This window comes from Salininema proteolyticum (genome assembly GCF_042685645.1).
Lineage (GTDB): Bacteria > Actinomycetota > Actinomycetes > Mycobacteriales > Micromonosporaceae > Salininema > Salininema proteolyticum.
The window spans coordinates 3,128,608-3,147,847 of sequence record NZ_JBHUNX010000001.1; the positions used below are offsets into that span (position 1 = coordinate 3,128,608).

The following is a 19,240-nucleotide window of genomic DNA, read 5'->3' on the forward strand; positions in this document are numbered from 1 at the left end:
CGGCTTCGGACCGGACGTCGGCCCTGTTCCGGGACCCGGCACCGCGCTGCGGTACCGCCCTGGGCGGGCCGACTCCGGACTCACCCCCTCAGGCGGAAGCGGTCGAACCGCCGCTGGAGAGCCTCTCCCATGAGCCCCAAAGCCACCGGTGCGTCCACCAGGAGATATCTCTTCGTCAATCGCCGCGGCTCGCTCCACATCCGGTGCGCCCATTCCAGGCCGTTCCGCCGCATCCACCGGGGAGCCCGGCTGCGGTAGCCGGCGATGAAGTCGATGCTCGCCCCGCACCCGACGAACCAGGTCTCGGGCGCGTGCGAGCGGAGCCGGTCGATGACCACCTCCTGCTTGGGGAACCCCAGGCCCACCAGGACGACGTCGGGCCGGGTGTCCCGCAGCCGCATCGCCAGTGCCTCCCAGTGCGTCGCGTCGCGCTCGAAGCCCATGGGCGGGCACCAGCGCCCCACCACCTTGACTCCGGGATGGCGGGCCTCGAGCACCTCGCCGGCCCGCTGGGTGGGCAACGCCGAGGGGTCGGGGGTCCCGCCGAGGAGGGCCATCTTCCAGCCCAGGTGCGAGCCGCGCTCGGCCAGGCGCCACACCAGGTCCGATCCCGCCACGCGGCCCGGCAGCGGCGTCCCCGCCACCTTGGAGGCCCACACCAGCGGCGCGCCGTCGCACAGGGCGAGCTCGGCGCGGTTGACCAGTCCCGCGAGCGCCTCGTCCCGGCGGCACCGGGCGATGATGTCCACGTTCGGGGTGACGACGTGCCCGCCGCGCCTTTCGCGCAGCCCGGCCTCCACGGCTCCCACCGCGTCGTCCATGTCGACGCGGTCCACCACGATGTTCGCCAGCGGGATCGCGTCCCGTTCCGGTCTTGCCATAACCCCACACGCTATCGGCCCGAGTGTGAGATTCCGGGAAATTTCGCCTCAGGGCGTGTCCTCACCCGGGTGTCGACTCGTTAGTCATTGGAAATGACCGCGAGAACCAGATGGGAGTCCCTCCGTGAGTGTCAAGATCTCCGACACCGTCCCGGCTCGGGAGAACGCCGTCCGTCTCGTCTTCATCGGCGGCCTCGGGCGCAGCGGCACCACGCTCCTCGAACGGCTCCTCGGGCAGTTGCCCGGAGTCGTTCCCCTCGGCGAGATCACCCACTTGTGGGAGCGCGACCTCGTCGGCGACGAGATGTGCGCGTGCGGCTCTTCGTTCTCCTACTGCGAGTTCTGGCAGCGGATAGGGAAAGAGGCCTTCGACGGGTGGGACAATGTGGACGTCGAGCGGCTGCGCGCGCTGAAGTCGTCGGTGGACCGGACCCGCCACATCCCCCTGCTGGCGGGGAAGAGGCTCAATGACGACCACTTCCAGCTGGTCAAGGAGTACGGCTCGTACTTCGAGAAGGTCTATCGCGCGGCGGCCACCGACACCGGCGCCCGCGTCGTTGTCGACTCCTCCAAGCACGCCTCCCTCGCCTACTGCCTGCGCTGGTCGCCCGACATCGACCTGCGCGTCCTGCACGTCGTCCGCGACTCGAGGGGCGTGGCCTACTCCTGGACCAAGCGGGTGCGCCGTCCCGAGTCGCCCACGGGCGAGACGATGACGACCTACTCCCCCGCCAAGGCCGCGATGCTGTGGAACGCGCAGAACGCCGCCTTCAGCCTCCTGAACCGCCATGGAACACCCGTGCGACGAGTACGCTATGAACGCATCATCGAACGCCCGCGCCACGTCATGAGCTCGCTGGCGCGGTTCTGCGGCCTCGACATAACCGACGAAGACCTCGCCTACATCGGCGACGGATGGGCCGACCTCGGCCCCAGCCACTCCGCCGCCGGGAATCCCATGCGGTTCACCGTGGGACGCATTCCGCTGCGCAGCGACCAGATCTGGGCGACGGGACTCGCGCCCGGCACGAAGCGCGTCGTCTCCACCCTGACCCGTCCCCTCCTCGGGCGATACGGGTACCTCAGAACCGACCGCCCCTCGGAGCCGCAGGTGGAGGAGGGGTTGGAGGACGTCGACGCGGCCGCTCGCGAGGACGCGGCGGAGCCCGAGGCGCCGGCCTCCGGGGCCGACGCCGGACCGGGCGACCGGTGCGCGCGGGACGGTTCGATCGAGCCCAGCGACATGGTCGTCGGCGTACCCGAGCCGCGCGAGTCCGAACCCGGGGACGCCATGCCGGCCCCGGAGGCCGGCGCCGAGGACGCCCCCGCACTCCAGAGAAAGGACACGCCATGAACAGCGAATGGCCGTCAGTAGGCGTCGTCATACCGACGCACGACCGCCCGGGACCGGTGCGGGAGGCGCTGCGCAGCGTCCTCGACCAGTTCTACCCGGGGCGGTTGCGGATCATCGTCGTCTACGACAGGGCCGCTCCCGACCAGAGCCTCGCCTCCGAGGGGGACCGGCCGGTCACGGTCGTCAAGAACGATCGGACGCCGGGACTCGCCGGGGCCCGCAACACCGGCATCACCCTGCTGGACACCGAGCTCGTCGCCTTCCTCGACGACGACGACGAATGGCTGCCGGGGAAGCTCAACGCACAGGTCGCCGCGCTCGGGCAGAGCGCCGAGATGTGCACGACCGCGATCGAGGTCGCCTACCGGGGCAAGTACAACGTGCGCCTGGCCGGGCGCAGCACCATCGACCACGGGGACCTCCTGCGCTCCCGCATGATGATGCTGCACTCCTCGACGTTCCTCTTCCGCCGCAACGCCCTGCTCGGAGGGCTCGGGCTGATCGCCGAGGACGCCCCGGGCTCGCAGAACGAGGACTGGGACGTGCTCCTGCGGGCCGCCCGGCGCCGCTCCATCTGCCACGTGGACAGCCCGTACGTTCAGGTCAATTGGGCGGGAAGCCATTTCGAGACCCGCTGGGACACGAAGATCTCCAGCCTCAAGTGGATCCTCGACCGCCATCCCGAGATCCACGGCTGCCCCGAGGGCGCCGCCCGGGTCTACGGGCAACTGGCCTGCTGGCACGCGGCGGTGGGCGACAGGAAGACCGCCCTCAAATGGGCGACGCGGGCGACGCGCTACCACCCGGCCGAGCCGAGGGCGGCCGTCGCCCTGGCCGCCGCCGCCGGACTGGTGTCGATCCCGAACGTCATGGCGACGCTGCACCGCAGGGGCAAGGGAATCTAGACCCATGGAGCGCCGGGCTCCGCCAGGCGCTCCGGTCCCGGAAAGGTAGTCGGCCGGCATGTCCGGAGGCCAGTCTCGTCGGCGGGGCCGGAAATCGTTCTGGGCGACGGAGCCGGAGGCCGATCCGTTCGGCGGTGCCGGGAGACCAGTCTGCAAGGCGGCGCCTGCCCGCTAGAGCGGATCGAGACCGCGCTGTCGGTGCCCGCCGGTACCGTCTCTCCATGAGCACAGAACTGGTCAACATCACCGTGAACTCGCCCGACCCCTCCGCCATCGCCCGATGGTGGGCCGGAGCGCTCGACGCGACGGTGTCCGTCGACGTCGGCGAGTACGCCTCCGTGGCGGCCGGCGCGGTCGGGCTCAGCTTCCAGAAGTCGGACGACGAGCCCGGGAACACCATGCACTTCGACCTCAAGGCCGAGGACCGCGAGGCGGAGGTGGAGCGGTTCGTCGCCCTGGGCGCCGAGAGGATCGCCGACCGGGAGGTCCCCGAGTTCGGTCTGGAGTGGACGGTCTTGGCCGACCCCGACGGCAACCGCTTCTGCGTGGCGTCCGGGCACGACGAGGATTGAGAAGAGTCGGCGGCGAGCGAAGAGCGGCGCCCCGCGCCGGCCGGGACGACCGCAACACCGGCGCGACCGTGCCGGCCGCCCCGCACTTCGGCGTCACCGCGCGTCCAGCGACTGTCACCCGGAGACCGTATTATGGATGGCCACACCGAACCTGCGACCGGGAGGCCCCCGATGCCGTTTCCCCATGGCGCTCCGCTCTGGACCGACCTTCACACCTCAGACCCCGACGCCGACCTGGCGTTCTTCGCACCGCTCTTCGGTTGGGAGGGAAGACGCCTCGGGTCCGGCCAGGGTGGCCGCCTCGAGCTCTTCCGGCCGGAAGACGGCAAGGTCGTCGGCGGCATCGTTCCGCGCCACCCGGACGACGGCGGCCGCGATACGGACGGTGAACTCGTGCAGGGACTCGCGCCCCGCCATTCCGACAACGGACTCGACCGCTCCGGAGCCGCCCACGACGCGGCCGGCAGCCGCTGGCTCGCCTCCTTCCGCGTTCCCACCTGCGACGCCGCCGTCGAGAAGGCGCTGATCCTCGGTGCGGGCCTGCGGGTCCAGGCCGTCGACTGGGAGGGAAGCGCCCGCTGGGCCATGCTCACCGACCCCACCGGCGCGGACTTCATCGTCCTCCAGCAGCTCGACCCGGACTTCGGCTTCCAGGCCGTCGACGAGGTCGGCGCCCCCTGCTGGTTCGAGTACGGCTACGCCGGCGAACTCGCCGAGCTGGCCGAGTTCTACGAGGAGCTCTTCGAGTGGAAGACCACCCCGGTGGAGGAGGACCGCTTCCGGGTGCTAGAGATCGCCGACATGCCGCGGGCCTTCGGCGGTTTCCAACGGGACGACGGCCCCGGCGCCGGCTACCGGGGCCGCTGGACCGTCATGTTCCACACCCCGGACTTGGACGAGACCCTCTCCCGGGCGCTCGACACCGGGGCCGAGCAGATCGAGGGCGTTTGGCGCTCCAACGACTATCGCTGGTGCGTGCTGCGCTCCCCGCAGGGCGCCTCGTTCGGGATCCGGGGCCGGTGATCACTTCCCGCGGTCCAGGATCGCCGCCTCGATCCGCAGCGCCAGGCCGGTGAGGAGGCCCAGGACCCCGACGACGAGGACCTCGCCGTTCGAGCCGCCCGCTCCGGCGAAGGACGCGATCAGGAGCAGGATCGACACGAACAGGACGAAGGCGGCGATGCTACGGGTGGAGGAGACTCGGTTCGACATGGGACCGAGTCTAGGCTCTTTTGGCCCGGCTTCCTAAGCTGGACTTATGAATCGCGATCCCGAGACGCCGAGGCCGCTTCCGCTGTGGACGGTCGTCGCCTACCTCGCCCTGATCATCGTGGCGACCGTGCTCCTCTACGTCAGCATGATGGCCCCGGTCTGGTCCCTGCCCGACTCCACCTCCGCGGTGGAGAAGGCCCAGTTGGCCAACGACGCCCTCAAGTCGTCGCTGGCCGCCGGCGGCGGCCTGACTGGAATCGGTCTGGCGCTCTTGGCGTTCCGGCGTCAACGCGAGAATGAGCGCACCACGCGCGAACAGCACGCGCTGGAGCTGCGCCGCCTGAACCAGTCCGACGAGCAGGCGCGCCAGCAGCAGATCACCAACCTGCGCCTCCAAGCGGTCGAGCAGCTCGCTCACGACAACCCCACGGTCCGGATCGGGGGCCTGCACAACCTGGAGTTGCTGGCGAACCAGAATCCCGAACTGCGCCAACTGGTCATCGACGAGTACTGCGCCTACCTGCGCATGCCGTTCACCCTCCCCGACCTCTACAACGTCGACTACGACGACCCGGAGTTCCAGGTCCGGCGCACGGTGCAGCGGATCCTGGTCCGACACCTGGAACGCGGCGACCAGTACTGGGAGCACAAGATCGTTCCATTGTCGGGAGCCTTCCTGCACCACATGCAGTTCCGCGACTGCGAGCTGCACCGGCCGACCTTCGTCAACTGCATCTTCACCGGCGACACCATTTTCGAGGACACGACCCTCCACACCGGGAAGTTCCACATGGCGACGTTCCACGGTCCGCTCGCCATCTCGCGCACGGAGTTCCACGAGTCGACCGGCTTCAATGAGACCACCATGATCGACGAGACCACGCTCCGCGACAGCGTCTTCCGCGGCACGGTCCGGTGGGAGCGGTCCACCATGCACAAGAAGCTCGACTGCTCGGAGACCGAGTTCCGCGACGTCCGGTTCACCGATACCCGGTGGATGGCGGGCGGAACGTTTCGGTCCTGCGGGTTCTCCGGCAGCACAGTGTGGGACGGTTCCCGATCGGACTCGGACCTGGCCTTCGAGAACGGGAGCGCCGAGCCCCTATCCTGAAGAGTTCTTCCGCCGCGCCACGTAGACGACGTCGGTGCACGACCTGCTGAGCAGACCGCTGAAGGTCGCGTCGAACGGCCGCGCCACGGCCTTGATCGGCTGCTTGTAGAAGCCCTGTGTGAAGAGGGTGAATCCGTGGACGGACACGATCTCGAAGCCGTGGCGGGCGAAGAGCGCCTCCACCTCGGCGTGGGAGAGCTCCTGGAACCACATGTTGGCGTCCAGCCGCCCGAACGTCTTGCGGAGGCGGCGGAGCGAGCGCGCGTTGCCGTGGTTCTCCACTACGAGGAGGCCGGACTCGGGGGTCGGGAGGGCGCGCGCGGCGAACTGCATGAACCGGTCGCGCACGGACTCGTCCACGTTGAGCAGCAGGCGGAAGGCCGTGACGAGGTGGTGCCGCCCGGTCTCGGCGATGTCCGGCAGGTCCCCGGCCGGCTCGATATGGTGCAGCTCCCCCGGGGTCCCGAGGGACCTCGCCTTGTCCAGCATGGCCATGGACGGGTCGTAGCCGTGCGTCGTGGCCACGCTCCCGGCCACGAGCCGCGCCACCCGCCCCGTGCCGCAGGCGAAGTCGAAGTGCACCGGCGGATCGGGGAAGGCCTCCTCTATGAACGCCTTCAGCCAGGTGCCCTGGCGCTCGGAGACGATGGTCGAGTACGTCCCCTTCGCGTAGGTGCGGTCCTGGTACTTGTCGACGGCCGACTTGTCCTGGAAGACCTCAGTGTAGTTCTTGACCATGGCGGGCTGCTTTCTTTCTCTCGTGGTGGCGCCGGGGGTCGGAGTCGGTCAGCGTCCGGCGCGTATACCCGACCGTCATTATCCCCCACAGACCGAGCGCGAGGAGCGTTCCGACGTCTTGCAGGAGGGGTGAAATCCGTCCGAGGGCGAGTGTCAGCGCGAAGGCGGCCAGGAGGCCGAGCATGAGCCGGACGGTGCCGCCGTTCCACGGCCGGTGGCCGCGGTGCCGCAGTTGGAGCACGGGGAGGAGGTTCTTCGCCAGCAGCGCGGCGGACCAGGCGACGGCCGCTCCGACGATGGACAGCGAGGGAATGAGGGCGAGGTTGAGGGCGGTGTTGACCGCTAGGGCGAGGGAGACGTTGTAGAACTGCCAGGAGGTCTTGCCCGCCATCGCGAGAACCGTGTCCACAATGCCGCAGGAGGAGGCGATCATGATCGCGGGCACCAGTATCCATATGGTCAGGCGCGCCTCGGGGGATTGGTACTCGGCTCCGAAAAGCCCCAGATAGCGGTCGGCGAGGAGGGCGATGGCGAGGTAGAGCGGCCAGGTCAGGGCGATGATCCAGCCGGTCGACTCCTGGTACAGCGCGGTGAGCCGGGCGGGGCGGGAGAGGTTGGCGGCGATGCGCGGCTGCAGGGCCTGCCCGATGGCGCCGGAGACCATCTGGCCGACGACGAGGAAGCGCGTCGCGACGGTGTAGAGGGCGGCGGCCTTGAGCCCGGCGAGCGCGGCGACCAGAACGATGTCCAAGCGCTGCAGGGCGATCTGCACGACGGAGGCCGCGGCGCGGGGGCCGGTGAAGGACCAGTACTCGCGGGCCGGGAGCGCCGCGTCGTAGCGCGGGGAGGGCATGCGGTGGAGCGCCCACGCCGCCATGATCGACGCGGGAAGGTAGGGGACCACCCAGGCCGCGGCCGCCGCCTCGGGCGTCCGGACGGTGAAGGCGACCGCTCCGAGCAGCGCCACCTGGAGTGCGGTGCGGCCGATCTTGTCGACGAGGACGGTGGGGCCCATGGAGTGGAATCCGCGCGTGACGGACAGGAGTATGTCGGTGACGACCGCCAGCGGCAGGAACACGGCGAGGACTCGGGCGATGTCGGGGTCGGGGAAACGGTCGGCGAAGACCAGGAGCGCCGCGGAGGCGAAGAGCGAGCAGACGGCCGGAGGCAGGAACGAGTGCCGGTAGACGTCGTACAGGGCCCGCTCCCGGTTGATGAAGTAGACGGCCGCCGTGGGCGTTCCGAGCTTGGCGACCGTCGCCAAGAGCAGGAACAGCGAGGTCGAGGTGAAGAACGCCCCTGCCTGGTCCGCGTCCAGCGCCAAGGCGGCGAACCACGTGATGAGAAGCCCTCCCCCGCCGGCGAGCGCGGCGCCGGCGAGGCTGACGAGGCTGGATCCCGCCCCCTGGCGCATTGCGATGGCCACCGGCTCATTCCCCGCCGCGCCAGGAGGGTTCGTGTCCGAGCCAGGCGGTGAGCCGCTCGTCGTAGGGCTCGTAGTGCGCCTCCAGTTCGGCCCGGACGTCGTCGCGCAGGGGCGAGGGGCGCCCGCGTCCGTTGTGGCGCTTGAACTCCACCGAACCGATCCAGGGGAGGCCGAGGAACCGCAGGATGCGTTCGAAGGTCTCCTCGGGGCGGGCGAAGAACCGTCCGGAGTCCACCGCTAGCACGCGCTCGGCTCCGAGGGTCTCGGCGAACCGGTCGAGGTGGTCGGCGTACTGGCCCCGGGCGCGGTAGGCGTGGTGCTGGTGGCAGAAGCTGTAGTGGCGCGGGTCGGCGGCGAGCAGGTCGTCCTGCCCGTGGAGGCGTTCGGGTTCGAGGGAGAGGGCCGAGGTGAAGTCGCTTTCGGTCTCGAATCCGCGGGCGAGTTCGTGGGCGTGCTGGGACCAGGCGCGTTCGACGGGGTCGCGGACGAGGACGATGACCTTGGCTCCGGGCAGGTCGGCGGCGATGCGTCCGGCGGCCAGGGGGTGGTAGAGGTAGTAGGGGCTGGACTCGAACGCCTGGGCGGAGAGGCCGGTCTGGTCCTGCACGCGCTTGGCGGTGGCGCGGGTCGGGAAGTGTCCGCGGTACCAGGCGGGTCCCTTGTGGTAGGCGGTGTCGAAGTAGTGGACTCCCTTGTGCAGGTTGGGTTTGAGGACGGCCGGGTGCTGTGAGAGCGCCCGGTAGAGGGAGGTCGTTCCGCAGCGCTGCCCCCCGCAGAGCAGGAAGGACGGCAGGAGCCGGTGGCCGGAGGTCACGCGCCCGTAGGTGCGCGAGGTCGACGATATCGCCTGGCGCACGGGGGCGGGGATGATCTCTCGGATGGTCTTGGACATGGGTTACCTCTTCGGTGGGCTGGTCTCGGTGGTCCTTCGCTCCGGGAGGCGCTGCCGGCCCGGAGCGTGCGGTCGGTGTTCCGGGCACGCTGTCCCGGTGTGCGCGGCCGTGGTCAACCGCGCCGGTGCTCCCTGTTCGTCTGCTCGATGAGCGCGGGGAGCAGCCAGGACCCGAGCGCGCCGAGTGCCGCCCCGGCCTCGGCGGCCTTGTCGCCCAGGTAGCGGGCGGCGAGGTCGATCGTGTAGAGCAGCGCCGTTCCGCGGGCGTGGTCGGGGTCGACGCCGAAGGGCACCAGCAGGGTGTGCGCGGTGTCGAAGAGGCGGCGCAGCGCCGCGGTCGGAGAGAGGGCGCCGCCGACGATGTCCTCCTGGAGGCGGTAGTGGAGCGCGTCGAACCCGGAGGGCACGTCGGTCTCGAACCGCTCCAGGTCCCACAGGTATATGTGCTCCTCCGAGTGGCGTGCGTTCCACGGCGTCCAGTCGCCGTGCCAGGAGGCGAGGGTGAACTGCTCGCGCTCCCAGGCGGGGAGGATCTCCATGGCCGCCGCGTGGAGGGCCGGGCCGTCCTCGCCGGAGCGGGCGACGGCCTCCAGCCGGCCGCGCAGGCGCCCGTAGTAGTCGGACTCGGCCAGGGGTCCGGTGACGGTCCCGAAGGAGTGGGACAGCTCGACCATGGCGGCGGCCCGCCTGGTCCGGCTGTCGTCCGACGGGGGCGTCCAGGCGGGGACGGGGGTCGTGACGAGGACGTTGAACTCGCGCCACCGGCCGTAGTGGGCCACTTCGGGAAGGACCAGCTGGACGCGGCCGCGCCGGCGGGCGAGCCGCTCGAGGTTGTCCCGCTCGGCCTCGACGAGGTCGCGGGTGAGGTCGTTGACGCCGATCTTGGCGAAGCCGACCGAGTGCCCCTCGGGGTCGAGCAGGTGGAGGATGGGCTTGCGGTTGGCCCGCGCCGGTCCTATATGGATGGCGCTGGTGACCGGGTGGCCGATGGCCTCCGACAGGTAGGCGTCGATGCCTCCGGCCGAGGGGAGCGTGACCCGGTCGGGCAGGAGGAGCCGGTCGAGGCGGGCGGCGACGGCCCAGAGCGCGGCCCGGCGTTTGAGGCGGGCGGACTTGGTGGCGGGCCAGGAGTAGCGGCGCAGGGCCCCTTCGGCCGCGGGCCGTGCGGCGGGGATGAGCACGCGCGGCCGTTTGAGGTTGGGCACGGCGATATAGGCCGTGTCCCGGGCCGGCGGCCCCGCCGACGGGGGTCCCTCTTCCCCCGTCCGGTCGGGGAAGAGCATCTCCCGCACCTCCCTGACGTACTGCGCTCGCCGTTCCATGTCGTCGGCGGCCTTGACTGCCTCGCTCATGTCGACCCTTTCCTCCTAGTGCCGGCGTCGTTCGCCGTCGTGTTCATGCCGCCGCCCCGGTCGCTCGCCCGGTCCGTTCCGCGGCGCGGTCCCCGTTGGCGGCCAACAGCACGTAGCCGAGCAGGAGGACCAGGAGCGGGGTGACGAGGGAGTTGTAGAAGAACATGGTGAACAGCGAGAAGACGACGCAGGCCGTCCCCGCGATCCCGACGGGGCTGTGGTCGGAGCGGAACCGCCACAGCACCGCGAGGAAGAAGGCGATATAGGCTCCGACGCCGAGAACGCCGTGGGCGAACAGGGCCTGCCAGAACTGTCCGTTGCCGCCCAGGGTCCTGGCCCCGCACCGCGGGCAGTCGTCGGTGGGTCCGACGGCTATGGACTCGCCGGACCCGAGGGTCTTGCGCGTGGATCCGAATCCGAGCAGGGGCGAGTGCTCCAGGGTGAGGTCGACGGCCGTCTGCGAGGAGAAGGCCCGTCCGTCGTCGGAGTGGGGGTTGTCGAAGCGCGCCTGGACGACGGCGCCCAGCGGGGAGAGAAGGACCGCGACGGCGGCGACGGCTCCGAGGGCCGTCACGGCGAGGACGGCTCCGAGGCGCCCCGAGACGAGCAGTTTCAGGAGCGCCACGGCCGCCATGAGGACCAGCCCGGCCCACAGGGCCCTGTTGAGGGAGAAGACGATCGGTATGAGGCCGAGGACGAGGGCGGCCCACATCCAGGGGCGGCGCGCGTCGCGGACGCCGCGCCCGGTGAAGAGGTAGGCGGCCATCCAGGCCGAGCACAGTGCGGCGATGTTGCCCCAGGTGTTCGTGTACCCCCACGGGGCTGCCGGGCGCGGGCTCTCGTAGCCGAGAACGTCCATCGTCTGCGCCGCCATGGGGTGGACGAGCGACTTGACGAATCCGTCGCTCCGGATGCCCTCCGGCAGGAGCATCTCGACCGGGGAGGTGTACTCGAATCCGCCGAAGAAGGTGCCGAGGAGTCCTCCGGCGACGGTGACGATGCCCCAGTAGGCCAGGAGGAAGAGCAGCCGCTCCACCGTCAGGGCCCGGTCGGCGGCGAGGTTGTAGGCCCACAGGGCGATGACGGTGACGCACGTGTAGAAGCCGAGGCGGAAGACCGCTCCGGGCAGCTGTCCGATCCAGGTGGACTCGACCGTGCCGGGCGGGGAGACGCCGAGGTTGGCGATGCTGACGGCCACCAGGGCCAGGAAGAGGGCCCAGAGCCCGAACCAGGGCGGGACCGCGATCGAGCGGCGCCGGATCAGGCGGTGCACGGCGACCAGGGCGACCAGTGGAACGGCGATCAGGCCCGCTCCCAGGGCCCACCACAGGGGATAGCCGAGGATCAGCAGTTCGAGGGGGCGGGCGGAGGGCCGCGGGGACGCGGCCTCGCGGGGGGAGCCCTGGGCGGGCTCCCCCCTCTGTCCGACTCCGCCGTACCGGTTCACGACTGCCCCGCGGGTTCCTGTCCGACCGACGACCGCTGGCGGAGGTGCACGCTCTCCCAGTCGGCGCTGGAGCTCTTCCGGGTGGTGTCCTCTTCGGTGTGGGCCGCCTCGGTACGCGGCGAGGAGCGCTGCGGCTCGGGCTCCACGACGTCCAGCGCGTCGGTGGGGGAGTCGTCGCCCGGCGCGTCCTCCGGGGCCTCCTCTTCCGCGGCGGTCTTCCGCGCCGGAGTCCCGCTCCCGGGCGACGGGGCCTCCATCATGGGCCCCAGGTCCGGGGGGAGCAGGACGGCGCCGATGATCCTCGTGCCGACCTTCTCGATGGCCTCGACGCACTCCTGCGTCTCGCGGATGGTGTCGCGGCCGGCCTGCACGACGATGACGACGGCGTCGGCGTGCGAGGCGAACATCTGGGCGTCGGCCGAGCAGGACAGCGGCGGCGCGTCGACGAGGACGACGTTGCCCGCCTTGGCGAGGTCCTTGAAGGTCCGGTTGACCGCGTCGCTGGTCGGCCCGGTCGCTCGGGCGGCGGCGCCGGGGCCGATCACGCTCAGCCCGGGCCGACGCGGAGCGGTGAAGCTCGCGTCGGGCAGGCCCGCGCGGCCGGACCAGACGTCCGACAGCCCCGGGATGGGACTGGTCTCGGCCAGTTCGGACAGCCCGACCGGCGAGGTCGGGTTGCCCGCTATGGAGACGGTGCGGTCGCCGGCGCGGGCCAGGGCATTGCCGAGGTTGGCGACGGTCACCGAGGCGGCCGGGCCCGGGGAGACCCCGACGGCGACGATGACGCGGCGCCCGTCCCCCAGCTGGGACATGACGACATTGCGCATCTGGGAGAAGATGCGGCCGCCCGGAGAGTAGGCGCCGAAGACCTCGCGGGTGCGGAACCGCACCGAGGAGGGGACCGAGCCGATGACGTCGACGCCGCAGCGCTGGGTCACGTCGCTGGCGTAGAGGACCCGGCGAGCGCCCTGGTGGCGCAGGAACGCGGCGATCAGGGCCAGGATCGTCCCGACGGCGAACGCGGCCGCCATGGTCACCGGGGCGTTGGGGGAGACCGGCGAGGCGGGCAGCGAAGCCGCGTTGATGGTGCGGCCCGGGGAGACGGAGGACTCCTGCGACTCGAGTTCGGCGTTCTCGGCCTCGAGGTCGGCGGCCTGCCCGGCGAGGCGGTCGATCTTGCCCTCGGTCCGCGCGTGGGCCGTCGTGTCGGGGTCCTGCCCGGCGAGCGTGTCCTTGAGGTCGTCGATCTCGCCGTTGAGTCCCGCCATGCGCTGCTCGTTGGACTCGATCTCGCTCTTCAGGCCCGAGACCGCCTGGGCGCGGCGGTGTTCGAGGTAGGCCTCTCCGTAGGCGCGGGCGCCGTCGTAGGCGCCTCCGGCGGTGGAGTCCCGGAAGCGGATCTCGAGCACGGCGGTGTTGGGCGGGACGGTCACGTCCACGGCCTCGCGCAGGGCGGTGGTGTCGCCGTGGCCGAGGCGTTCGGCGACGGCGGCGGCGATCTCGGTGGAGCGGACGAGTTGGGCCTCGGTGTCGAGGTTGACCTGTCCGTTGCCCCGGGCGCCGAGCACTTCGGTCTCGAGTCCGGTGGACTGCACCAGGATCGAGGTGCGCGACTCGTAGACCTCCTCGGCCCAGGAGAGGGCGGCGACTCCCAGGGCCAGGGATCCCAGGAGGAGGGCGGCGATGAGCCCGCGCGATCGGCGCAGCATCGTGGCGTAGTCGCCCAGTGTGCGGGTGGCGGTGTAGCTCAAATGTGTTCACTCCCTTGGCTGGGCCGGGTCGGGTCCGAGTCCGGTAGAGGGGCGGCGCCCCAGCGGCGACGTGTCTGTCCGGCTTAACGACTGACCGGCGGGGAGGTGACGGCCGGATCCGGCGTCGCGGGCGGGCGGACCTCCGCGGCGCGGTTCGTCCGACGGCCCCGGTCGCGGGGCGGATGTGCCACGGCAGGCGGACCCTGGGGCAGTTTGCCCGGTTTGCGATGTTTGTCACGTTATACTGAGCAGCCCACCCAACGCACGCAAAGACAAGGGAGTGGCCATGGAACGGGAGAACGAACCGGAGAAGGCCGGCCCGGCTCCGGAAGGGGCTCCGCGCGAAGAGGACTCGCGGGAGGGTGCCGACACGGCCGAGGAGGGGCCGCCGCCGGTCGCGGCGGGTCCCCCTGGGGCGCAGCGGCGCGGAATGGTCGCGGCCGTGGCCTCCGGGGCCGCGCTCCTGCTGGTCGCCGTCGGCTTCGTCCTGGGCGGCGCCGGCGACCTCGGCTGGCAGGAGGAGTCCCTGGAAGGCGACGGCAGCCTGTTCACCTCCCCCGGAGAGCGGGTCATCGTCCCGGACGCCGCGACCTACACCGCCTCCGGGGCGGAGACGCCGGAGAGCCCCCGGCCGCAGCGGCTTCCGGTGGGGCGCTTCGGCACCGCCGGCGTGCTGGTGGCGCACTTCCGCTTCACGGTCGACGAGTCCATGGCCGAGGAGGCCTCGCGGCTGACCTTGGAGCTGCCCATCGCGGCCCTGGAGGTGCCCGACCGGGACCCGATGATCCTGGAGATCGCCTCGGTGGACCCCGAGGGCTGCCCGTGCGAGTTGGAGGGCTCCTCCCCGGCGCTGTACGGGAACGTCTGGGGGTCCGCCGAGGTCGACGACGGCGACGAGTCGGTGGAGTTCGACCTGACCGACGCCGTGGGCGGGCCGGGCCGCTACGGGTTCGCCGTCACCACGCCGGACCTCGGCTCGCGCCTCCACTTCAACGGCACCACCGAGGTCGCCGAGGGCCCGCTGCTGCGGGTGCTGACGCCGCCGAAGACTCCCGTCCGCCCCGACGCGAAAGTGGAGGACCTTCCCGAGGCCGCCGGCCCCGCGGCGCCCGTGAGCCCGTGCCGGCTGGGAGAGAAGCTGGTGCCCACGTGCGGGGTCCTCCAGGGAGCGGCCGCCGGCGGGCACTCGAACGTGCCGCGCGACAAGGCGCTGAGGACCTTCGAGGACCGGGTCGACAAGAGACAGGACATCTACCACGCCTACGAGAGGGGCACCCGGCGCGTCTTCCCCGGCCCCGAGCAGATCGACCTGGCCCGCGACCCGGACGGGAAGCGGATCCTCTTCCTCAACTGGAAGCCGTACCAGGCCACCTGGGAGGAGATAGCCAACGGGGACCGGAAGACCGACGAGTTCCTCGACCGGCTGGCCGAGCACATCAAGGAGGAGTTCCCCGAGCCGTTCTTCTTCACCGTCCACCACGAGCCGGAGAACGACGTCGGCCGGGGCGGGAAGGGCCAGTGGGAGGCGGAGGACTACGCCGCCATGTTCCGCTACGTGGTGGAGTACCTGCGCGCCAAAGGGGTCGACAACATCGTCACGGTCATGAACTACATGGCCTACCTCAAGTGGGTCGAGTACCCGTGGCACTCCGAGCTCTACCCCGGCGACGACGTCGTCGACTGGATCGGCTGGAGCGCCTACGGGCTGGCCGACCGCAAGGAGAGCGGCGACGACCTGACCGACCTCGTCAACCGGCCCGCGCCGGACGTCGACTGGCCCGGCTATTACGACTGGACGGTCCGCAACCATCCGACCAAGCCGATCATGCTGGGAGAGTGGGGCGTCTTCCGCGATCCCGACCGGCCCGACCACCAGCGGCGCGTGTTCGAGGAGGCGCGCGCCCAGCTCTCGCACTACCCGCGGCTGAAGGCCATGGTGTACTTCGAGTCCCCCAACGCCGAGGGCCGCAACTCGGAAGTGCACCACGACCCCCGGACGCTGGAGTCCTACCGGGAGCTGATGCGCACGCCCAGCTTCTCGGTGAAGTTGGACTGACTCACTCGAAGACCGGCTCGCCCTCCCGCGTCAGCCTCCAGTCGACGGAGGCGAACTCGGCGGGGTCGATCTCGCCGCGCTCCTGCACCCACTCGATGATGCGGGTGCGGATCTCGGTGGACTCGCTCCACAACTCCTCGGCGTCGGCCACGTGCGGGAAGGCCCCTCCCCCGTTGGCGCGGTAGTTGTTGACGGCGAGGACGAACTCCATGCCGTCCTCCAACGGGGCGCCGTCGAAGGAGAGCCCGACGACGCGCGACCCGGCCGGGCGGGAGATGTCGATGTCGTAGGTCAGCCCGGAGACGTAGTCGAAGTTGTAGTCCGGGCGCCCGCCGGCGTTGGTGACCGCGTCGGGGTCGACCTCTCCCCCGGGCGCGGTCCGGACGAAGTACTCCGCGGAGTACTCCAGGTAGTCCCTCACCTGCGCGCCGGTCAACTTCTTGGCCGACAGGGTGTTGTCGTAGACGTACAGCCCCGACAGGGCGCGGATGGTGACGTCCCCGGCGGGGATGACGGCGGTGCGCGAGAACGGCGAGGCCTGCGAGAGGACCGGCAGCCCGGAGTGCTCGGTACCAGCCAGGGCCTCGGCGACGACCTCGGCCTGGACGTGGGCGATGAGGTCGATGACCGGCTCGTCCTTGTAGCGGGCCTCCTCGGTGCGCAGCTCGATCCCGTTGCGTCCCACCACCTGGTTGACATAGCCGACGACGTCGGTGTGCTCCGCGGTGAGGATCTCTGCGATCCGCGGGTGGTCCTCCGCCTCGGCGGAGTCCAGCAGCGAGGCCCGCACATCGGCGACGTGCCACCGGCCCCGGGAGAACTCGAGGTCGATGTCGAACAGGGTCAGGCGCTGGGCGTGGAAGAGCGGTTCGGAGAGGACGACCGGGGCTCCGGTCTCCTCGTTGAACACCACGCGCTCGGGGATCTCCTCGTGGGCGTGCCCCACGAGGACCGCGTCGATGCCGGGAACCCGTTCGGCCACGAGCTGGGAGGCGTTCTCCACGTGCGGGATCTGCTCGGGGTCGTAGGCCGACTCGCCGGAGGTGCCGGAGTGGGCCGAGACGATGACGACGTCGGCCCCCATCTTTCTGAGCCTCGGGACCCAGTGCGCCGCCTGGGACTCCAGGCCCGGGAACTCCATGACGCCCTCGACGTGGGCCTTGTCCCAGATGGCGATGCCGGGATTCGTCAGTCCCAGGATCGCGACCTGGACGGGCTTGCCGTGCGGCGGCTTGAGGCGGACGAAGTGGTAGGGCGGGAACGCCGGCTCGCCCGAGTCCAGGTCGATGGCGTTGGCGCCCAGCAGCGGGAACTCCAGCTGGGACTCGAAGGCGCGCAGGGTGTCGAGGCCGTAGTTGAACTCGTGGTTGCCCAGGGCGGCGGCGTCGTAGCCGATCTCGTTCATCGCCTGGGCCATGGGGTGCGTCGGCCCGCCGGGCTCGGCGATGGGGTCGACCTTCGCGAAGTAGTACGCCAGGGGCGTTCCCTGGATCGTGTCGCCCGCGTCGATCAGGACCGTGTTCTCCCGGCCCTTCTCCTCGCGGACGCGCTCGACGAGGGTGGCGATGCGGGAGAGCCCCTTGGCGTTGCCCTCGTCGTCGGCGTACTCGCCGTCGGCGAAGTAGTCCCAGTTGAAGACGTGGCCATGGAGGTCGGTAGTGCCCATGGCGGTGAACGAGTACCGCTTCACGGGCCGGGCGGAGGCGGGAGAGGAGATGGCGGCGGCCGCGCCGGCGGCCGAGGCTCCGAGTAGGGATCTGCGTTTGACTGACACATTGGACTCCTAACGTGAACGGGGTGGCGGGTGTGGCGATTCTCGCACAGTCACGATCCTGTCATCCCATGACCCTATCTATATGACCGCGGTATGTCCGGGAGGGGAACACTCGGACCTGATCCCCCGAGCCGACGCCGGAACCGCTCCGTACCCCCTGCGGAGTAACCGCGACCGCGCCCCTCGGCCGATGCCCCGCACCCCTCTTCACCAGCACCATTGAGGCATGAAACGACGCACCGTCTTGACCCTCTCCGGAATCGGGGCCGCCGCCCTCGCCGTGCCCGCCGCCTGCGGCACCGTCCTCTACTCCAACTTGAAGAACGACACCGTCGGCAAGGTCCCCTTCGACGCCCCCCCTGGCCGTCCCGCCCCTGGCCGAGTACACCGAGACCAACGGCGCCAAACACTTCGAACTCGAGGCGACCGCCGGCGAGACGGTCTTCAAACCCGGCAGGGCCACCGCCACCTGGGGATTCAACGGCTCCCACCTCGGCCCCACCATCCGAGCCCGGCGCGGCGACGACCTGCGCTTCACCATCCGCAACCACCTCGACGAGACCACCTCCGTCCACTGGCACGGCGCCCACCTCCCGCCCGAGGCCGACGGCGGACCCCACCAGGCCATCGAACCGCACGGCACCTGGGAACCGGAGTGGACGGTCGACCAGCCCGCCACCATGCTCTGGTACCACCCCCACCCGCACGGGAACACGGCCCGCCACGTCTACCGCGGACTGGCCGGGCTCATCCTCATCGACGACGACGCCGGCGACGGCCTCAACCTGCCCCGCGAATACGGCGTCGACGACGTCCCCCTCATCGTGCAGGACAAGAACTTCGACGGGGACGGCCAGCTGGAGGAGAACGACACCTTCATGTCCGCCGTCGGCATCGTCGGCAAGGAGATCCTCGTCAACGGGACCTACGGGCCCTACTTCGAGGCCTCAACCCGCAAGCTGCGCCTGCGGATCCTCAACGGCTCGAACTCCCGCCTCTACAACTTCGCCTTCAGCGACCTGCGGGAGTTCAGCGTCATCGGCAGCGACGGCGGACTCCTGGCCGAGCCGCACCGGACCGACCGGATCATTCTCTCCCCCGCCGAGCGCACTGACATCGTCGTCGACCTCGAGCCGGGAGAGACGATCCAGCTCCAGTCGCTGCCGGTCGACATCGACTTCGGCTTCGTCTACAACCGCTCGCACGGCATGGACGACCACCTGGACGTCCTCGAGATCCGCGCGGCCGACGAGCTCTCGGACTCGCCCGATCTGCCCGGGAGCCTGACAGAGATAGAGAGCCTCAGCGCGGCCGCGGCGACCGCCGAGAGGTCCTTCCGGCTCTCCGGCATGAGCACGATCAACGGCGAGTCGATGGACATGAACCGCATCGACTTCGGCGCGCGGGTCGACACCGTGGAGCAGTGGACGGTGCGCAACGGCAACGAGTTCACCCACAACTTCCACGTCCACGACGTCCAGTTCCAGGTCGCCTCCATCGACGGAGAGGCCCCGCCCCCGCCACTGGCCGGGTGGAAGGACACCGTCCTCCTCGTACCCGGCCGGGACTACCGGCTCCTCATGCGCTTCAGCCAGTACACCGATCCCGACTTCCCCTACATGTACCACTGCCACATCCTCAAACACGAGGACAGCGGCATGATGGGCCAGTTCGTCGTCCTCGGCGAGGGCGAGGAGGTCGGCACCGTGCCCGAGATGGCCGCCCACGGCGGCCACGGCTGAGAGAGGGCTGCGGGGCGTACGGAGGCG

16 protein-coding genes are annotated in these 19,240 nt (G+C 70.5%); 7 read left to right on the top strand and 9 right to left on the bottom strand.

The genetic code is table 11. From position 1 onward, the window contains the following. Positions 1-80: 80 nt before the first annotated feature. Entirely contained in the window at positions 81-881 is an 801-nt protein-coding gene (locus ACFTE1_RS14455) for a WecB/TagA/CpsF family glycosyltransferase (protein WP_380620757.1), read from the bottom strand. 124 nt (positions 882-1,005) lie between these two features. Between ACFTE1_RS14455 and ACFTE1_RS14460 the strand changes: the two genes are divergently transcribed. The 4 genes from ACFTE1_RS14460 (at position 1,006) to ACFTE1_RS14475 (ending at position 4,735) form a co-directional block, all read left to right on the top strand. After that, positions 1,006-2,235 (top strand): sulfotransferase, encoded by a 1,230-nt coding sequence (locus ACFTE1_RS14460; RefSeq protein ID WP_380620759.1) that lies wholly within the window; start codon positions 1,006-1,008, stop codon positions 2,233-2,235. Next, positions 2,232-3,140, top strand: coding sequence for a glycosyltransferase family 2 protein (locus ACFTE1_RS14465; RefSeq protein ID WP_380620761.1), 909 nt, complete (start codon positions 2,232-2,234; stop codon positions 3,138-3,140). Before ACFTE1_RS14460 ends, ACFTE1_RS14465 begins: the two co-directional genes overlap by 4 nt. A gap of 221 nt (positions 3,141-3,361) precedes the next feature. Beyond that, the gene (locus tag ACFTE1_RS14470; protein ID WP_380620763.1) at positions 3,362-3,712 is read left to right on the top strand and encodes a VOC family protein; all 351 of its coding nucleotides are present in this window, start codon (positions 3,362-3,364) and stop codon (positions 3,710-3,712) included. Positions 3,713-3,883: 171 nt separating this feature from the next. After that, complete coding sequence (locus tag ACFTE1_RS14475; RefSeq protein WP_380620765.1) at positions 3,884-4,735, top strand: VOC family protein; 852 nt, start codon at positions 3,884-3,886, stop codon at positions 4,733-4,735. Here the strand turns inward: ACFTE1_RS14475 and ACFTE1_RS14480 are convergent, their stop codons facing one another. Continuing rightward, entirely contained in the window at positions 4,736-4,924 is a 189-nt protein-coding gene (locus ACFTE1_RS14480; RefSeq protein ID WP_380620767.1) for a hypothetical protein, read from the bottom strand. It lies immediately after the preceding gene. Between the two features lie 46 nt (positions 4,925-4,970). Here ACFTE1_RS14480 and ACFTE1_RS14485 point away from each other — a divergent pair, with 46 nt between their 5' ends. Continuing rightward, the gene (locus ACFTE1_RS14485; protein WP_380620769.1) at positions 4,971-6,035 is read left to right on the top strand and encodes a pentapeptide repeat-containing protein; all 1,065 of its coding nucleotides are present in this window, start codon (positions 4,971-4,973) and stop codon (positions 6,033-6,035) included. On the opposite strand, the gene ACFTE1_RS14490 is transcribed toward ACFTE1_RS14485, so the two are convergent. The 6 genes from ACFTE1_RS14490 to ACFTE1_RS14515 all read right to left on the bottom strand — a co-directional run bounded on the left by ACFTE1_RS14490 (position 6,027) and on the right by ACFTE1_RS14515 (position 13,641). Next, the gene (locus ACFTE1_RS14490; protein WP_380620771.1) at positions 6,027-6,773 is read right to left on the bottom strand and encodes a methyltransferase domain-containing protein; all 747 of its coding nucleotides are present in this window, start codon (positions 6,771-6,773) and stop codon (positions 6,027-6,029) included. The genes ACFTE1_RS14485 and ACFTE1_RS14490 overlap by 9 nt on opposite strands. Next, positions 6,754-8,199 carry an oligosaccharide flippase family protein gene (locus ACFTE1_RS14495; RefSeq protein WP_380620776.1) on the bottom strand — a complete coding sequence of 482 codons (1,446 nt, stop codon included), beginning with the start codon at positions 8,197-8,199 and terminating at the stop codon, positions 6,754-6,756. The genes ACFTE1_RS14490 and ACFTE1_RS14495 overlap by 20 nt, the downstream gene beginning before the upstream one ends. A gap of 4 nt (positions 8,200-8,203) precedes the next feature. Continuing rightward, a complete protein-coding gene (locus ACFTE1_RS14500; protein WP_380620778.1) occupies positions 8,204-9,091 on the bottom strand; it encodes a sulfotransferase family protein in 888 nt (295 codons plus the stop codon). Between the two features lie 113 nt (positions 9,092-9,204). Next, on the bottom strand, positions 9,205-10,443 hold the full coding sequence (locus tag ACFTE1_RS14505; RefSeq protein ID WP_380620780.1) for a hypothetical protein: 1,239 nt from the start codon (positions 10,441-10,443) through the stop codon (positions 9,205-9,207). Positions 10,444-10,486: 43 nt separating this feature from the next. Continuing rightward, positions 10,487-11,890 carry an O-antigen ligase family protein gene (locus tag ACFTE1_RS14510; RefSeq protein WP_380620782.1) on the bottom strand — a complete coding sequence of 468 codons (1,404 nt, stop codon included), beginning with the start codon at positions 11,888-11,890 and terminating at the stop codon, positions 10,487-10,489. Further along, positions 11,887-13,641, bottom strand: coding sequence for a Wzz/FepE/Etk N-terminal domain-containing protein (locus ACFTE1_RS14515; RefSeq protein WP_380620784.1), 1,755 nt, complete (start codon positions 13,639-13,641; stop codon positions 11,887-11,889). Before ACFTE1_RS14515 ends, ACFTE1_RS14510 begins: the two co-directional genes overlap by 4 nt. Positions 13,642-13,927: 286 nt before the next feature. Between ACFTE1_RS14515 and ACFTE1_RS14520 the strand changes: the two genes are divergently transcribed. Beyond that, on the top strand, positions 13,928-15,697 hold the full coding sequence (locus ACFTE1_RS14520) for a glycosyl hydrolase (protein ID WP_380620786.1): 1,770 nt from the start codon (positions 13,928-13,930) through the stop codon (positions 15,695-15,697). A gap of 1 nt (position 15,698) precedes the next feature. On the opposite strand, the gene ACFTE1_RS14525 is transcribed toward ACFTE1_RS14520, so the two are convergent. Next, positions 15,699-17,471: a bifunctional metallophosphatase/5'-nucleotidase gene (locus ACFTE1_RS14525; protein WP_380620788.1), complete on the bottom strand. Its 1,773-nt coding sequence runs from the start codon at positions 17,469-17,471 to the stop codon at positions 15,699-15,701. Between the two features lie 374 nt (positions 17,472-17,845). Between ACFTE1_RS14525 and ACFTE1_RS14530 the strand changes: the two genes are divergently transcribed. Next, entirely contained in the window at positions 17,846-19,213 is a 1,368-nt protein-coding gene (locus tag ACFTE1_RS14530; protein WP_380621686.1) for a multicopper oxidase family protein, read from the top strand. The last annotated feature ends 27 nt before the right edge of the window (positions 19,214-19,240 follow it).

Coding starts and splice junctions, on each gene's coding strand:
- ACFTE1_RS14485 (WP_380620769.1), top strand. CDS start 4,971: ATGAATCGCGATCCCGAGACGCCGAGGCCGCTTCCGCTGTGGACGGTC.
- ACFTE1_RS14470 (WP_380620763.1), top strand. CDS start 3,362: ATGAGCACAGAACTGGTCAACATCACCGTGAACTCGCCCGACCCCTCC.
- ACFTE1_RS14505 (WP_380620780.1), bottom strand. CDS start 10,443: ATGAGCGAGGCAGTCAAGGCCGCCGACGACATGGAACGGCGAGCGCAG.
- ACFTE1_RS14480 (WP_380620767.1), bottom strand. CDS start 4,924: ATGTCGAACCGAGTCTCCTCCACCCGTAGCATCGCCGCCTTCGTCCTG.
- ACFTE1_RS14475 (WP_380620765.1), top strand. CDS start 3,884: ATGCCGTTTCCCCATGGCGCTCCGCTCTGGACCGACCTTCACACCTCA.
- ACFTE1_RS14465 (WP_380620761.1), top strand. CDS start 2,232: ATGAACAGCGAATGGCCGTCAGTAGGCGTCGTCATACCGACGCACGAC.
- ACFTE1_RS14520 (WP_380620786.1), top strand. CDS start 13,928: ATGGAACGGGAGAACGAACCGGAGAAGGCCGGCCCGGCTCCGGAAGGG.
- ACFTE1_RS14455 (WP_380620757.1), bottom strand. CDS start 881: ATGGCAAGACCGGAACGGGACGCGATCCCGCTGGCGAACATCGTGGTG.
- ACFTE1_RS14490 (WP_380620771.1), bottom strand. CDS start 6,773: ATGGTCAAGAACTACACTGAGGTCTTCCAGGACAAGTCGGCCGTCGAC.
- ACFTE1_RS14500 (WP_380620778.1), bottom strand. CDS start 9,091: ATGTCCAAGACCATCCGAGAGATCATCCCCGCCCCCGTGCGCCAGGCG.